Here is a 14,948-nt window from a genome sequence, read left to right on the forward strand (position 1 = left end):
CTGCACACATTCAGCGCAAACTTGCGCGCAGTGCTGCGGCGGACAGAAACAGATCGGCAACCGATTATGTTATCGCCTGGCGGGGATCACGGATAAGCGCCCTGCATTTAGCCCCTCTCACTGGTCTGGCGAACATCATCGCTCAGCCTCTTCATGCCTGGCGCGCACCTGTAAATGCCTTGCCTGAACAGGCGAAAAGATGCTGAGAGTCGTGGGAGAAAGTCGTGCGCTATGCGGTAAAAGGAGGCAGCCGGGACCCAGCGTGGCGCCCGGCTGTGTGCTATTGTGCCAACGGGCGCTAAGTGGCCGAAGCCCATCAGGTCCGTTATTCTGCGCCGGCCAAAACCGCCAGCCGGGCCGCGGTGATTGGGTTACGCCTCAGCCCGTTTTTCCCTGTTCGAGAAAGCTATGCAGCAGCGGCTTTAACACCTTCTTCAACTGCGCAGCCCGCGCTTCATGCCAGGTAAACGGCGGCGTTTCATCCATATAGTTAATTTGCGACAGCTCCAGCTGCACAGCCTGAACCTGCTGCTGCGGCTGCCCGTAAGCACGCGTGATATAACCACCTTTGAAACGGCCGTTCACCACCCAGCTGTAGCGATCCTGCGCGCGGCACACCGAGGTGAGTCCGTTAATCACGGCACTGCTGCAGCTCGCCCCATCGTTGGTACCAATATTGAGATCCGGCAACCGCCCCTCAAACAGACGGGGAATTTCACTGGCAATAGAGTGCGCATCAAACAGCAAAGCGTAACCAAACTCCGCTTTCATTTGCGCCAGCGTCTGCTGAATCTGCTGATGGTAAGGTTGCCAGATAGCGTTGATGTAGCCCTGGCGCTGCGCATCCGTGGGCGTTTTGCCCTCGATAAAAGTCGGCGTGCCGTCAAACAGGGTTTCGGGGAACAGGCCGGTCGTGGCCGTGGTATAGAGCGGTTGATTATCCGACGGGCGATTCAGATCGATAACAAATCGTGAGTAGCGACCGATGATAATGCTCGCTCCCATATCACGCAGAAAATCATAAAGTTGTGGCAGGTGCCAGTCGGTGTCAGGTAAGTTGCGGGCGGCCTCGCTGAGTCCCTCCTCCACTTCCGGTGTCAACAGCGTACCGGCATGAGGGATACTGACCAGTAGGGGAATATTGCCCTGGGTGAAATGAAAAGGTGTCATTGTGCTTCTCCGCGATAGATGACCGTACAGGGCAGTTCACCGCCCAGCCAGTAAACCAGTTCCGCCGGGCGAGCCAGCGGCCAGTGGACAAAACTGGCAACTTTGCCAGCCTCAAGCGAGCCGTGGCTGGCTTCCAGCCCTAGCGCCTTCGCGCCCCACAGGGTGACGCCGGCCAGCGCCTCTTCCGGCGTCATGCCAAACAGCGTGCAGCCCATATTGAGCATTAACCGCAGTGACAGGGCCGGAGAGGTACCAGGGTTGGCATCACTCGCCAGCGCCATGGGCACGCCATAGCGGCGAAACAGAGCCACAGGTGGGCGCTGCGTTTCCCGTAACAGGTAAAATGCGCCAGGCAGCAGTACCGCGACCGTGCCGTGCCCGGCCATCGCCTGGACATCCTGCTCGGTAGCATATTCCAGGTGATCGGCTGAGAGCGCGTCATGGCGTGCTGCCAGCGCCGCACCACCCAGCGCAGACAACTGCTCTGCATGAAGTTTTACCGGCAGCCCCAGCGCCTTTGCCCGCTCAAACACCCGGGCCACCTGCTGAGGAGAAAAGGCCAGATGTTCACAGAAAGCATCAACCGCGTCAGCCAGCCCTTCGGCTTTGACCTGAGGCAGCAGGCGTTCGCAGATAATCGCTATCCAGCCCTCGGGATCCTGTTTAAATTCGGGCGGAAAAGCGTGCGCAGCAAGGCAGGTTGCCTGCACATCCGCAGCCACCTCTTTACCCAGTTGGCGGATGGCGCGCAGCATACGTAATTCGCTCTCTTCGTCCAGCCCGTAACCGGATTTGATCTCGACAGTCGTCACGCCTTCAGCCAGTAAACGATTCAGTCGCCAGCGGGCCGATGAAACCAGTGCCTGCTCGCTGGCCGCGCGCGTAGCCCGAACGGTAGAGAGGATCCCCCCGCCCTGTGCCGCTATGTCGGCATAACTGACCCCGTTGAGACGCTGTTCAAATTCCTGACTGCGATCCCCACCAAAAACCAGATGCGTATGACAATCGACCAGCCCTGGCGTGATAATCCCGCCCGGTAACTGATGATGTTTTTGTGCGCTAAAGGCAGGCATATCCGCGGCGGCGCCTACCCACACCAGCTTGTCTGCCTTCACCGCCAGCGCCCCCTGCTCAATCATCGCGTAGCGACCACCGCGCATGGTCACCACATCAGCACCGGTCCACACACTGTCTACCTGGAGTTCTTCTGCCATTCCTGCCTCTCGTTACTCTCGCCGTTTACAGCCCACTTTAAAGTATGTATATGTATATACAACCACATCCCTTGAGGATCAACTATGGCAACTTTTTTTGCGCCCCGCGCACTGCTGGCTGACGGCTGGTACAAACAGGTACGCATCCACGTCAGTCCGGCCGGAATCATTGAGGCCATCACGCCCAACAGTGATGACCGTCAGGCATGTCGCTTACCCGGCGAGGTCATTCCCGCTATCGCAAATCTGCACTCTCATGCTTTTCAGCGCGCCATGGCCGGTCTGGCCGAAGTGGCGGGCGATCCACAAGACAGCTTCTGGACCTGGCGCGACTTAATGTATCGCATGGTGCAGCGCCTGACGCCCCAGCAGGTGGGCGATATTGCCGCGTTGCTGTACATCGATATGTTAAAAGGTGGCTACTGCCAGGTTGCAGAATTCCATTATCTGCATCATGACGTTAACGGCGCGCCCTATGCCGATGATGCCATGCTGCAGCAGTTGATTGCCGCCGCCGAGACGGCAGGCATTGGTCAGACCCTGCTTCCGGTGCTTTACAGCTACAGCGGGTTTGGCGCGCAGCCGCCTGTGGCCGGGCAGAAACGCTTTATTCAGCAGACCGACAACTACCTGCAACAGCAGGCACGCCTGCAGGCGTGGGTGAAAGACAAGCCATTGCACAACGTAGGCCTGTGCTTTCACTCACTGCGTGCGGTGAGCGAAGTGCAAATGCACGAAGTGTTAGCCGCCAGCGATCGGTCGTTACCGGTGCACATCCACGTTGCCGAGCAGGAAAAAGAGGTGAACGACAGCCTGGCCTGGAGCGGCGAGCGCCCGGTGAGCTGGCTGATGAACCGCTTTGACGTTGACGCGCGCTGGTGCCTGATCCATGCCACACATCTTGATAACAGCGAGGTGACGCGCCTTGCCACCAGCGGCGCGGTCGCCGGGTTGTGTCCGACTACCGAAGCCAATCTTGGCGACGGCATTTTCCCGGCGGTGGACTATATCGCTCAGGGCGGTCGCTGGGGCATCGGCTCTGACAGCCATGTCTCATTGAGCGTTCAGGAAGAGCTGCGCTGGCTGGAATATGCTCAGCGTCTGCGCGACCGCCGTCGTAACCGTATCGCCCTGGCTCACCAGCCTTCCGTCGGCGACCTGCTGTGGCAGCAGGCAGCTGCAGGCGGCGCTCAGGCCTGTGGGATCAGGAGTGGTTCACTGGCCGTGGGGCAGCGCGCCGACTGGCTGGTACTGCGCGATCAGGCCTGGCTGGGCAGCGTGAATGAACACGCCCTGCTTAACCGTTGGCTGTTTGCGGGCCAGCGCGATCAGATTCGCGACGTGTATGTGGCGGGCAATCGGGTCATTAACGACGGGCATCATGCCGAAGAACACGCCTGCGCGGCGCGCTTCGCCCAGGCAATGGCGGCGCTGCAATGAGAACGTTATTTTCTCTGGAAAACTTACCCGTCAGCCGCTGGCGCAACGGCGGAGGCGAAACACGCGAGATTATCAGCTTTCCGCCTGATGCCGACGATTTCGCCTGGCGAGCCAGTATTGCGACCATTGCTCAGGACGGCCCGTTTTCGACGTTCAACGGCATAGATCGTACCATTACTCTGCTGAACGGCAGCCCGGTGCTGCTGCGCGGTCCTGCAGGCGAACACCGCTTACTGCCTGAATTCCCCTGGGCTTTTGCGGGTGAATGGGCGCTTGAAGCCAGTCTGGAAGGCAAAGAGGCCAGTCAGGATTTTAACGTCATGACGCGGCGTGACGCATGGCGGGCGCAGGCCGACGTCGTTACGCAAGCCGTCTGCAGCGAGCACGGCGTGGCGTGGGTGCTAGCCGGAGAATGGCGCATCGCGGATGACGCGCGGTTAGAGGCGCAGCAGGGGACATGGTGGGTAGATCACTCCACCCTGCTCTCGCCAGCCAGTCCCGAGGCAAGACTGCTGTTCGTGCGCCTTACCCGTGTCCTTTGAAGCGGCCCAGCAGCTTATAGCGCGAGCCCGGATAGAGTAATCGCGCATAGGTCACGATTTTATTGTCGCTCCAGGTCTGGCGGCGGATAAGCAGACAGGGCTCATGCTCATCGATCGCCAGATGTTTACGCTGACGCGCATCGGGCATCACCGCTTCAACGATGTGCTCGCCTGCCGTTAACGGCGCGGCCCGCATCAGATAGGTATAAGGCGTGAGCGTATGGTAATCCTGAGTCAGATAGTCCGGAGCCAGCTGCGGATTCACCAGTCGGTCTTCAAGCTGCACCGGCAACTCGTTTTCATAATGCACAATCAGCGAATGAAACAGCGTTTGCCCGGTGGTCAGCCCCAGAACCGAAGCCTGCTCGGGATCGGCTTTGTTCTGACCCATCATCAGAATTTTGCAGCTGTGCTGGTGACCGCGCTGGGCAATTTCATCGGCGATGTTATGCACTTCGAGCATGGCCGTATAGCCTTTCATTTCGGCAACAAATGTTCCTACGCCCTGCATACGCACCAGAAACCCTTCGCTGGTCAGCTCGCGTAATGCACGATTGATGGTCATCCGGCTCACGCCTAGTTCATTGACCAGCTCGCTTTCGGAGGGCACGCGCTGATTTGCTTTCCAGTGTCCTTCACGAATCTGGCTGATGATAGCCTGCTTGACCCGTTGATAAATAGGCGCAGGTTCATCGCTCATGGCCGCCGCCAGTTGTGCAATTGCCGTATGCTCGGCCATAACGTTTTCCTTTCGCAGATAATGCGCAGAGTTTACTGCCTGCAGGGTTGGATGTATATACATTCAGACGCGGTTTCAGCACTTTAACCGTGCACCTGCTGCCTGATAAAGGTGCAGCAATACCGGTCGTTGCTCGCTCCCCCCTGTCCTGACGCCCGATCAATTTTGTGATCGGTTTGGCACGCTGATTGCAACTTGTATAGACAAGAATAGACACTTATGGTTCACTCGCGTTATTCAGTTGATCAGGGTCAATAAAGATGCCCTGCGGCAACCCAACCCTTGTATAGACAGGAGCAGGTTATGTCAGGTTCGACTCAGGTATTACACCTGGTGCCAGGTAATGTTGATCTCGCGACGTTACGCGCAATTTATCAGGGCAACGTTACCCTCAGCCTCGACGATGGCGCCCGCCAGGCCGTCGCCGAGGCACAACGCACCGTTGACGCGATCGTCGCCTCCGGCAGCGTGGTTTACGGCATTAACACCGGTTTTGGCAAACTGGCCCAAACTCAGATCCCCGCCAGCCGTCTGGCGGATCTGCAACGTAATCTGGTGCTGTCCCACAGCGTCGGGTTAGGGAATTTACTGCCTGATAACGTCACGCGGCTGATCGTCGCCAGCAAAGTGATCAGCCTTTCGCGGGGCCATTCGGGTGTACGCATCGAACTGATCGATGCCCTGCTGGCCCTGTTTAATGCCGGCATCATGCCGTGCATTCCGGAAAAAGGATCGGTGGGTGCCTCGGGCGATCTGGCGCCGCTGGCGCATATGTCGCTCATGCTGCTTGGTGAAGGTCAGGTCAGGTTCAAAGGGGAACTTATTGCGGCGACAGAAGGCCTGGCTAAAGTCGGGTTGACGCCCTTTGTTCTGGGCCCGAAAGAAGGTCTGGCATTGCTTAATGGCACCCAGGTTTCCACGGCGCTGGCGCTGCGTGGCCTGTTTGAAGCCGAAAACCTGTTTGCCGCAGGTTTACTGGCGGGCGCCCTGTCGTTAGAAGCGATCAAAGGTTCGTTAAAACCCTTCGATGCCCGTATCCATCAGGCGCGCGGTCAGCACGGGCAGATTGCCGTGGCCGCCGCGATTACCAGCCTGATTGAAGGAAGCGAAATCCTCGGTTCACATACCCACTGTGGCCGGGTACAGGATCCCTATTCTATCCGCTGCGTACCTCAGGTAATGGGCGCCTGCCTGGATAACCTCTCTCATGCCGCGCGCGTCCTGCAAATTGAAGCCAACGCCGCCTCTGATAATCCGCTGGTTTTCAGCGAAACCGGCGATGTGATCTCCGGCGGCAACTTCCATGCTGAACCGGTCGCCTTTGCAGCCGACATTATTGCGCTGGCCGTGGCTGAAGTGGGCGCTATCTCGGAACGTCGACTGGCCCTGCTTCTGGATACCGGCCTGTCCGGACTGCCACCTTTCCTGGTTCGCGACGGCGGCGTGAACTCCGGCTTTATGATTGCCCAGGTCACTGCGGCGGCGCTGGCATCAGAAAATAAATCGCTGGCCCATCCCGGCAGTGTAGACAGCTTACCGACCTCGGCTAACCAGGAAGATCACGTTTCCATGGCCACCTATGCCGCCCGCCGCCTGGGGGATATGTGCTTTAACAGCGCCGCCGTGGTGGGCATTGAAGCGATGGCCGCCGCCCAGGGCATTGAGTTTCATCGTCCCTTGCAAAGTTCTGCACCGATAGAGCAGGCCATTGGCCGCATCCGCGAACGCGTTGCCTTCCTGGAAGAAGACCGCCTGCTGGCACCCGACATTGAGGCGATGCGTCAGTGGGCAAGCCGCTGCGACTGGCCAGAGGCACTCACCGCATTACTACCCAGCATGGGCACCTATTCAGTTAAATAAGGAATCCGTCATGAGCGAAACCCTGTCTAAAGCGGTAGCACGCGAGATCCGTGCGCCGCGTGGAAATGAACTGCACTGCGCTAACTGGTTAATTGAAGCGGCTTACCGCATGATTCAGAACAACCTGGATCCCGACGTGGCAGAACGTCCGGAAGATCTGGTGGTGTACGGCGGTATTGGTAAAGCCGCGCGCAACTGGGAATGTTTTGAGCAAATTTTACGATCGCTGCAGCTCCTGCAGCCGGACGAAACTCTGCTGATCCAGTCGGGCAAACCCGTCGGCGTGTTTCGTACCCATGCGGATGCCCCCCGCGTCCTGCTGGCCAACTCCAATCTGGTTCCTCACTGGGCTAACTGGGATCACTTCCACGAACTGGATAAAGCCGGGCTGATGATGTATGGCCAGATGACGGCCGGCTCATGGATTTACATTGGCGCCCAGGGAATCGTTCAGGGCACCTACGAGACGTTTGTCGAGGCCGGACGCCAGCACTATAACAATGATCTAAGCGGACGCTGGATCCTGACCGCCGGTTTAGGTGGCATGGGTGGTGCGCAACCCTTGGCAGGCGTGCTGGCGGGCGCCTGCGTACTGGCGATTGAGTGTCAGGAATCCCGTATCGATTTTCGTTTACGCACGCGTTATGTCGATTACAAAGCCACCTCGCTGGATGAGGCACTGGCCCTGATTGATGAGGCAACCAAAGCGAAGAAAGCCATTTCTGTCGGCCTGCTGGGCAATGCGGCGGAAATCCTGCCCGAGCTGGTTAAGCGCGCCAAAGCGGGTGGACCTAAGCCTGACATCGTCACCGACCAGACTTCGGCGCACGATCCCCTTAACGGCTATCTGCCCATTGACTGGGACGTCTCACGCTGGGAGCAGGAACGCAAGACACATCCTAAAGCCGTGGAGAAAGCTGCCCGTGCCTCTATGGCCGTCCACGTTCAGGCGATGCTCGACTTCTGTCATATGGGCATTCCTACCGTCGATTATGGCAACAACATTCGCCAGGTCGCACTGGATGAAGGCATCAGCAATGCCTTTGATTTTCCCGGTTTTGTGCCAGCCTATATCCGTCCCCTGTTTTGCGAAGGTAAAGGTCCGTTCCGCTGGGTTGCCCTGTCTGGCGACCCCGAAGATATCTATAAAACGGATGCCAAACTCAAAGAACTTTTCCCGCAACATAAAACGCTGCATCGCTGGCTGGATATGGCGCAGGAACGCATCGCCTTCCAGGGCTTACCGGCGCGTATCTGCTGGCTGGGATTGGGTGAGCGCCATCTCGCGGCCCTCGCGTTCAATGAAATGGTACGCAACGGCGAGCTAAAAGCACCGATTGTGATCGGTCGCGATCACCTCGACTGCGGCTCTGTTGCCTCGCCAAACCGTGAAACCGAAGCGATGAAAGATGGGTCGGATGCGGTATCCGACTGGCCGCTGCTCAACGCCCTGCTGAATACGGCGGGCGGCGCGACCTGGGTGAGCCTGCATCATGGTGGTGGCGTGGGCATGGGCTTCTCCCAGCATTCTGGCGTGGTGATTGTGTGCGACGGCACGGAAGCGGCTGATGCCCGCTTGGGCCGCGTGCTATGGAACGATCCTGCTACCGGCGTGATGCGTCATGCCGATGCGGGATACGAACAGGCACAGCAGTGTGCGACAAAACACGGTCTGAACTTACCGATGCAATAACCCGCAACGCCGATTTTATTGAGTCGCGTCATGCGGTAAAAAACGCTGTTCCGGGGAGTGCGGTTCCGGAACAGCGGCGCGAAATGCTCGCAACAGGCTTACTCAGGCTTCGTGGACGTCAGCGTAATCCGTTCCAAAGGCCCGACAATAAAGAGATAGGAAATCAGGCCGAGCAGCCCCATCGATCCCACATATAAAATCGCATAATCAAATGATTGCGTATTCGCCAGAATGATCCCGATCACCAGCGGGGTAACGATACTGGCCATATTGCCGCACATGTTGAAAACGCCACCGGCAATGCCCAACACCTCTTTCGGCGATGTATCGCTCAGCACGCACCAGCCCAGGTTGCCAAAACCTTTGGCGAAAAAGGCAACGCTCATGGCCGCAACCACCACAATTTCCGAGGACGTGTAATTGGCGATGACAATGACACAGGAGAGCAGCATCCCACAGATGACGGGCAGTTTACGCGCAACCGTCAGGCTGTAACCGCGTTTGAGTAACGCATCAGAAAACACGCCGCCCAACAGGCCGCCCACAAAACCCGCGATGGCCGGTATACTGGCAATAAATCCCACTTTCAGAATCGACATGCCCTTGGCCTGATAGAGATAGGTAGGGAACCAGGTCAGGAAGAACCAGGTAATTGAGGTGACACAAAACTGGCCAATGTAGACACCAATCATCATGCGGTTAATACACACGCTTTTAAACTGCGCCAGTGTAATTTTCTCTTGCGCCTTTTTACTGCCTAATGCGGGTTCTCCACCGCCGTCACGAATATACTCGATTTCCTCCTGATTTACTTTGGGATGCTGTAAGGGATCTCTGACTTTAAACAGCCAGACGATCCCTAAAATAACGCCAATCGCGCCGATATAATAAAAAACATAGTGCCAACTTAAATTATGAAGAATAATTGTCATCAAAGGCGTAATAATTCCGAGCGAGATATATTGTGCTGACTGATAAATCGACGTCACAAATCCCCGCTCTTTGTTTGGAAACCACTGCACACTTAACCGACTGTTTGCCGGAAACGCTGGCGCTTCAATGGCCCCCATCAATAAACGCAAAATCACCAGAACGATAAGCGGACTGGCGTAGAGATAAATCGTGCCCTGCAGCATGGTCACCAGCGACCAGCCAATCAGCGCACAGCCGTATACCATGCGGGCACCGTAGCGGTCCAGTAACCAGCCGCCGGGTAATTGCATAATGACATAGGCGATACCAAAGGCCGAAAAGGCCAGCCCCATCGCTTCAGGATCAAAGCCCAACTCCTGACTCATAAAAGGCGCGACGACAGATAACGTCGCACGATCGGCATAATTAAATACGGTGGCAAGAAACAGAAATAGCAAAATAGAATAACGTACCTTGGTACGTTTTATTATTGTATTCATCACCCACTCCTGGATATCGGGTTGAGAGAGATTTAAAAGGAGAGGTGGCGGGAGAGATTCCCGCCAAAAAGATTAGGGACGTTTGCCGAACTCACAGGTTAATTGAGTCCAGCTTCGTGCCTGTTCGCTGAGCGTAAAACCAAGTCCGTGGCGATCTGAAACAAACATCCGTCCGTCACGTAATTCCAGTTGCTCATTAAATAACGGGTTCAGCCATTCGAAATGCTCCAGCCAGGGCTCAAGCGGATAAGCCGCCGCCAGATGCAGGTGAACCTCCATGGCGAAATGTGGCGCAAGTTTACGACCGTGCTTCGCCGCCAGATCCATGATTTTCAGGAAAGGGGAAATGCCACCCACGCGCGGCGCGTCCGGCTGAACGAAATCACTGGCGTTGCCCAAAATCAGTTGCTCATGCTCACGGAAGCTGGTGAGCATCTCACCGGTCGCAATGGGCGTGTCCAGCGCGGCGGCCAGTTGTGCATGGCCTTCCACATCGTAAGCATCCAGCGGTTCTTCAATCCAGATCAGATTGAACGGCTCCATTTTGCGGCCCATACGGATAGCGGTCTCACGATCCCACTGTTGGTTGGCATCAACCATCAACGGAAAATCGTCGCCCAGCGCTTCACGCACTGCCGTTAAGCGACGAATGTCTTCGGCACAGTTTGGCTGCCCCACTTTCAACTTGATCCCGCCGATGCCGTTTTCACGTGAAATCACCACGTTCTTTAATACCTGCTCCAGCGGTGTATGCAGGAAGCCGCCCGAGGTGTTGTAGCACTGTACGGAATCACGATGGGAACCTAACAGTTTTGCCAACGGCAGCCCGGCGCGTTTCGCTTTCATATCCCACAGCGCAATATCAATGGGAGAGATAGCCTGCACCGCCATGCCGCTTCGTCCTACCGATGCGCCCGCCCACAGCAGTTTGGTGTAGATTTTATCAATATCGTTTGGATCTTCCCCCAGCAGATTATCGGCAATCTCCTTAGCATGCGCGTAAATGCCCTGCCCACCAGCGCGTTTGGAATAGCTGAATCCCACCCCTTCAAAACCCTCACGGCTACGAATTTCAGCAATGATAATGGCCACTTCGGTTAACGGCTTTTGGCGCCCTGTCAGCACCTTGGCATCGCTGACGGGCGTGGCCAGGGGTAAAATCGACAGGGAGAGTTTGACCCATTCAATACGATCACCGACGTCAGCCGCCGTTTTGGCGTTCACCGTTTTGGCATAGCTCACGGCATGAGAATTTGCGCTTACAGACATAGTTATCTCCTGTGGTTTAAAAATGATTGCGCTAACATTTTTATCTTTACATCCCGGCCTGCGACAGAAAACCGCGTTGTGTTTATTTTGAACAACAGATCACATTTACCTTGCATAAAGGGAGACATGCTGCCAGCGAGATCGCATTTATGACTTTTTCTTCGTGTTAAACAATATAATGATTGCGTTAACATCTATCGCGAATTTTTTTAGTCATGTCAGCGCATATTGCTTAATGCGTAACGCACCGGCTGGAAATGCTCAGGAACATGAAGAATAATGCCAGTGCGAATACCGCCGTCACCGTGAAATGGATTGCCGTGAAAAGTTCGAAACCGACCCATGCGCCCACGCTTGAAGATGTCGCCCGTCATGCCGGACTGTCACCGATGACCGTCAGCCGCGTGCTGAATGCCCCGCAGTTAGTGCGGCCTAAAACGGCAGAAAGAGTCATGGAGGCGGTGCGGGTGACGGGATACATTCCTAATGCGCTGGCGGGAAGCCTGGCTTCAAGGCGCAGTAAGCTCATCGCTGTCGTGGTGCCGCAAATCAACAACAACATGTTCGTGGATACCATTCAGTCGTTGAGTGATGAGCTGGGCTTGCGGGGTTATCATATCCTGCTGAGCGTGGCGGGCTATCGCACTGATACTGAAGCCGAACTGGTGGCAACACTGCTGTCACGACGTCCGGACGGGATTGTTCTGACCGGGATCCATCATTCGGCCGCCCTTAAAAAGGTGATCCTGAATGCCGCGATACCGGTCGTTGAAATCTGGGATCTGACGCCAACGCCGCTCGATATGCTGGTGGGATTCTCGCATCAACGCGTCGGTCAGGCCACGGCAGAATACCTGCTTGAACAAGGCTTCCGTCGGCCCGGCCTGGTGTGGACGTCAGACAAACGTGCCGGACAGCGTAAACAGGGATTATGTGACGTCTTCAGCCAGCAAGGAATTGACGCAATCCCACAGGCAGACGCGGCGCTCCCCGCCTCTCTGGCATCCGGACGCGCCGGTTTAACGCAGCTCTTCGATCAGGGTGAGTATGACGTCATCGTCTGCAGTTCAGACACGCTGGCACAGGGTGCGATTATGGAGGCAGAAAGCCGTGGCCTGCGCGTGCCTGAAGATATTGCGGTGATGGGCTTTGGCGATCTGGATTTTGCTGCCAGCAATCGCCCTGCCCTCACCACGGTCAGCGTCGATCGGGTCGCTATAGGTCAACGTGCCGCTACGCTGCTGGCCGATCGGATTGAACAGCGTCCCTGCGCAGAAAGCATTATTGATATCGGCTTCCATTTAATTAAGCGTGAGTCGGCATAACAGGCGATACGGTTGCACGCTTGTTTATTACTTATTCCATTTTGATTTAGCCCATTCGCTATTTTATCGCGCCTGGCGATAGACGCGCTCTCGCCCGGCCTCTAAAGTGAAGCTTCCTGAATGATATGGAGCGCGACATTGCATGACTCTTTCCTCTGACCTGCTTGATGATGCGCTGCGCTGGCGCCACCAGTTTCATCGCGAACCCGAACTCGGCTATGAGGAACATCGGACCAGCGATAAGGTTGCGCATGAACTTGAGCAGGCGGGCCTGCAGGTATTTCGTGGTCTTGCCGGGACGGGCGTGGTTGGCACCCTGAAAAATGGAAGCGGACCGGTCATCGGCCTGCGTGCCGATATGGACGCGCTGCCCATCAATGAAAAAGGCGAAACCGCCTGGCGCTCCAGTAAACCTGGTGTGATGCACGCCTGCGGCCATGATGGCCACACGGCGATTTTACTGGCGGCCGCCAGACAGCTTGCCGCCACGCGTCAGTTCAGCGGCACGGTGCATTTTATTTTTCAGCCTGCGGAAGAAAACCTCGGCGGCGCCCGGAAAATGGTGGAAGAGGGATTATTTACCCGTTTCCCCATGGATGCTGTCTATGCGATGCACAACTGGCCCGGCCTGCCGCTGGGATCGCTGGCGGTTAACGCCGGTGCGATGATGGCCTCACTGGATGCGTTTGAAATTACGCTGAGCGGTAAAAGCTGCCACGCGGCCATGCCGGAAAGCGGTGCCGACCCGATGGTGGTGGCAGCTGAACTGATTCTGGCCCTGCAAACGATCCCCTCACGTCGCCTTTCTCCCCTTTCCTCAGCCGTGGTGAGCGTCACGCAGATTCAGGGTGGTGAGGCAATTAACGTGATTCCCGAACAGATCGTTCTGCGCGGCACCGTGCGCTGCCTGCAAGACGATGTGCGCAAACGGGTTCATGCGCTTATTGATGATTTTGTCACTACGCTGCCGAAACCCTTTGGCGTCTGCGGCGCGATTCGCTGGCTACCTGGCTACCCGGTGACAACCAACCATACAGGCCCGGCCCGGCAGGTTCACGACGTTGCCGTCAGTACGCTGGGGGAAGAGCAGGTGCGGTGGCAGGTGAATCCCTCTATGGCCTCTGAAGATTTCGCCTGCATGCTGGAAGCCTGCCCGGGGGCCTATTTCTGGCTCGGTGCAGATGGTGCAACCCCATCCGCCCCCTTACATAATGCTCACTACGATTTCAACGATGCGCTCATCCCCACCGGTATCCGCTTCTGGCAAAACCTGGTTGAGCACGCCCTGCCACAGGCTCACCGTTAAAAACCGGCCGCCGCCAGTTTCTCAAGGCCGGCTTCCCGCGAGGCGCACTGACCGCTTGCGCGCAGGCAGCAGGCAATTTGCAGTCGCAGCGCCTCTGGCAGAGGGCGCTGGTGATTCAGCACCTCTTCCGTCCACCGCGCTGTCTCGGCGGCCGACTTGTCGGCGGGCAGCGGCACCGCTACCTCCGGCTGTCTCTCTACCCAGACCTCCGCCTGCTGTGCTGCACCGCCCAAATAGCTGATGGCCGGGCAGCGCTGCGGATTGGCATAAACCTCACCTTCGGTCCCGTTCAGCAGAATCGCGGGGGCATCGATAGCGCTAAAAAAGGTCGCCACCCGTGGAACATACTCCGGGTGGGATACGCTTGACAGGCGCAGGGCCTCGCGCTCACCAAACGGCGTGGCCAGCTTCGCCAGCGTGTGGGCGCTGTTACGCACGCCCATGCGCCAGCGTAACGACAGCTGTTTTGCCATGGGTGGGCAGAGGTGATCGATGGTAATAAAGGCCAGCTCACCCCTGTCGAGCTTTGCCTGTGCCTGTTCGGCCGTAGTGACCGGCACGATCCCCAGCGCGGCAAAGACCGCTTCGCTGGTCACGCGCGTGGCATCGTCACTGACGCCGTGAACCAGCACGGGCAGACCGAGCCTGTTAAGCACCTGCGCCAGTAATGGGGTTAAATTTCCCTGACGGCGCGCACCGTTATAGCTGGGAATGACCACAGGCATTGGACGACCGCTCGGCGCCTGCAGGCGCATCACACGCGACTGCATCGCCTGATAGAAGCCGCGCATTTCTGCTTCGCCTTCACCTTTGATTCGCAAGGCGATTAAAATACTGCCCATTTCAAGATCCGGCACCTCGCCGTCCAGCATTGCGCCGTAGAGTGCCAGGGCACTGTCGAAATCGATATCGCGAGCATGGTTCTTACCGCGCCCGACTTCTTTGATAATTTTATTCAGTTCCATCACGCATTTCCGC

Annotated in this window: 12 protein-coding genes; 6 read left to right on the forward strand and 6 right to left on the reverse strand. The window is 57.0% G+C overall.

The window, feature by feature from the left end:
* Positions 1-378 precede the first annotated feature (378 nt).
* Positions 379-1,170 carry an N-formylglutamate deformylase gene (gene hutG / locus AAIE03_RS11410; protein ID WP_014593263.1) on the reverse strand — a complete coding sequence of 264 codons (792 nt, stop codon included), beginning with the start codon at positions 1,168-1,170 and terminating at the stop codon, positions 379-381.
* A complete protein-coding gene (hutI, locus tag AAIE03_RS11415) occupies positions 1,167-2,384 on the reverse strand; it encodes an imidazolonepropionase (RefSeq protein ID WP_014593262.1) in 1,218 nt (405 codons plus the stop codon). The genes hutG and hutI overlap by 4 nt, the downstream gene beginning before the upstream one ends.
* Before the next feature lie 84 nt (positions 2,385-2,468).
* Here hutI and AAIE03_RS11420 point away from each other — a divergent pair, with 84 nt between their 5' ends.
* Both AAIE03_RS11420 and AAIE03_RS11425 read left to right on the forward strand, forming a co-directional pair.
* Positions 2,469-3,824: a formimidoylglutamate deiminase gene (locus tag AAIE03_RS11420; RefSeq protein ID WP_029569832.1), complete on the forward strand. Its 1,356-nt coding sequence runs from the start codon at positions 2,469-2,471 to the stop codon at positions 3,822-3,824.
* Entirely contained in the window at positions 3,821-4,366 is a 546-nt protein-coding gene (locus AAIE03_RS11425) for a HutD/Ves family protein (protein WP_029569831.1), read from the forward strand. The genes AAIE03_RS11420 and AAIE03_RS11425 overlap by 4 nt, the downstream gene beginning before the upstream one ends.
* Here the strand turns inward: AAIE03_RS11425 and hutC are convergent.
* Complete coding sequence (gene hutC, locus AAIE03_RS11430; protein WP_014606249.1) at positions 4,350-5,105, reverse strand: histidine utilization transcriptional repressor HutC; 756 nt, start codon at positions 5,103-5,105, stop codon at positions 4,350-4,352. The two genes, AAIE03_RS11425 and hutC, sit on opposite strands and share 17 nt — an antisense overlap.
* Positions 5,106-5,408: 303 nt before the next feature.
* Here hutC and hutH point away from each other — a divergent pair, with 303 nt between their 5' ends.
* The gene (hutH, locus tag AAIE03_RS11435; RefSeq protein ID WP_029569830.1) at positions 5,409-6,965 is read left to right on the forward strand and encodes a histidine ammonia-lyase; all 1,557 of its coding nucleotides are present in this window, start codon (positions 5,409-5,411) and stop codon (positions 6,963-6,965) included.
* A gap of 10 nt (positions 6,966-6,975) precedes the next feature.
* A complete protein-coding gene (hutU, locus tag AAIE03_RS11440; protein ID WP_022623659.1) occupies positions 6,976-8,658 on the forward strand; it encodes a urocanate hydratase in 1,683 nt (560 codons plus the stop codon).
* A 98-nt stretch (positions 8,659-8,756) separates the two neighbouring features.
* Here hutU and AAIE03_RS11445 read toward each other — a convergent pair whose 3' ends face one another.
* Positions 8,757-10,070, reverse strand: a complete 1,314-nt coding sequence (locus AAIE03_RS11445; RefSeq protein ID WP_014593257.1) for an MFS transporter — start codon at positions 10,068-10,070, stop codon at positions 8,757-8,759.
* Positions 10,071-10,142: 72 nt separating this feature from the next.
* Positions 10,143-11,339 carry an L-talarate/galactarate dehydratase gene (locus AAIE03_RS11450; protein ID WP_014593256.1) on the reverse strand — a complete coding sequence of 399 codons (1,197 nt, stop codon included), beginning with the start codon at positions 11,337-11,339 and terminating at the stop codon, positions 10,143-10,145.
* A 269-nt stretch (positions 11,340-11,608) separates the two neighbouring features.
* Between AAIE03_RS11450 and AAIE03_RS11455 the strand changes: the two genes are divergently transcribed.
* Positions 11,609-12,664: a LacI family DNA-binding transcriptional regulator gene (locus AAIE03_RS11455; RefSeq protein WP_019106162.1), complete on the forward strand. Its 1,056-nt coding sequence runs from the start codon at positions 11,609-11,611 to the stop codon at positions 12,662-12,664.
* A 142-nt stretch (positions 12,665-12,806) separates the two neighbouring features.
* Positions 12,807-13,970: a M20 aminoacylase family protein gene (locus tag AAIE03_RS11460; protein WP_024470907.1), complete on the forward strand. Its 1,164-nt coding sequence runs from the start codon at positions 12,807-12,809 to the stop codon at positions 13,968-13,970.
* On the opposite strand, the gene ybiB is transcribed toward AAIE03_RS11460, so the two are convergent.
* Positions 13,967-14,935, reverse strand: coding sequence for a DNA-binding protein YbiB (ybiB, locus tag AAIE03_RS11465; RefSeq protein WP_498563009.1), 969 nt, complete (start codon positions 14,933-14,935; stop codon positions 13,967-13,969). The genes AAIE03_RS11460 and ybiB overlap by 4 nt on opposite strands.
* Positions 14,936-14,948 lie beyond the last annotated feature (13 nt).

The sequence above is a fragment of the Pantoea sp. Ae19-2 genome, assembly GCF_059801205.1.

What these genes read in the sequence shown, in the direction of transcription:
- hutH (WP_029569830.1), top strand. Translation starts at nt 5,409, where the DNA reads ATGTCAGGTTCGACTCAGGTATTACACCTGGTGCCAGGTAATGTTGAT.
- AAIE03_RS11445 (WP_014593257.1), bottom strand. Translation starts at nt 10,070, where the DNA reads ATGAATACAATAATAAAACGTACCAAGGTACGTTATTCTATTTTGCTA.
- AAIE03_RS11425 (WP_029569831.1), top strand. Translation starts at nt 3,821, where the DNA reads ATGAGAACGTTATTTTCTCTGGAAAACTTACCCGTCAGCCGCTGGCGC.
- AAIE03_RS11460 (WP_024470907.1), top strand. Translation starts at nt 12,807, where the DNA reads ATGACTCTTTCCTCTGACCTGCTTGATGATGCGCTGCGCTGGCGCCAC.
- hutC (WP_014606249.1), bottom strand. Translation starts at nt 5,105, where the DNA reads ATGGCCGAGCATACGGCAATTGCACAACTGGCGGCGGCCATGAGCGAT.
- AAIE03_RS11420 (WP_029569832.1), top strand. Translation starts at nt 2,469, where the DNA reads ATGGCAACTTTTTTTGCGCCCCGCGCACTGCTGGCTGACGGCTGGTAC.
- AAIE03_RS11450 (WP_014593256.1), bottom strand. Translation starts at nt 11,339, where the DNA reads ATGTCTGTAAGCGCAAATTCTCATGCCGTGAGCTATGCCAAAACGGTG.
- hutU (WP_022623659.1), top strand. Translation starts at nt 6,976, where the DNA reads ATGAGCGAAACCCTGTCTAAAGCGGTAGCACGCGAGATCCGTGCGCCG.
- hutI (WP_014593262.1), bottom strand. Translation starts at nt 2,384, where the DNA reads ATGGCAGAAGAACTCCAGGTAGACAGTGTGTGGACCGGTGCTGATGTG.
- hutG (WP_014593263.1), bottom strand. Translation starts at nt 1,170, where the DNA reads ATGACACCTTTTCATTTCACCCAGGGCAATATTCCCCTACTGGTCAGT.
- AAIE03_RS11455 (WP_019106162.1), top strand. Translation starts at nt 11,609, where the DNA reads ATGAAGAATAATGCCAGTGCGAATACCGCCGTCACCGTGAAATGGATT.
- ybiB (WP_498563009.1), bottom strand. Translation starts at nt 14,935, where the DNA reads ATGGAACTGAATAAAATTATCAAAGAAGTCGGGCGCGGTAAGAACCAT.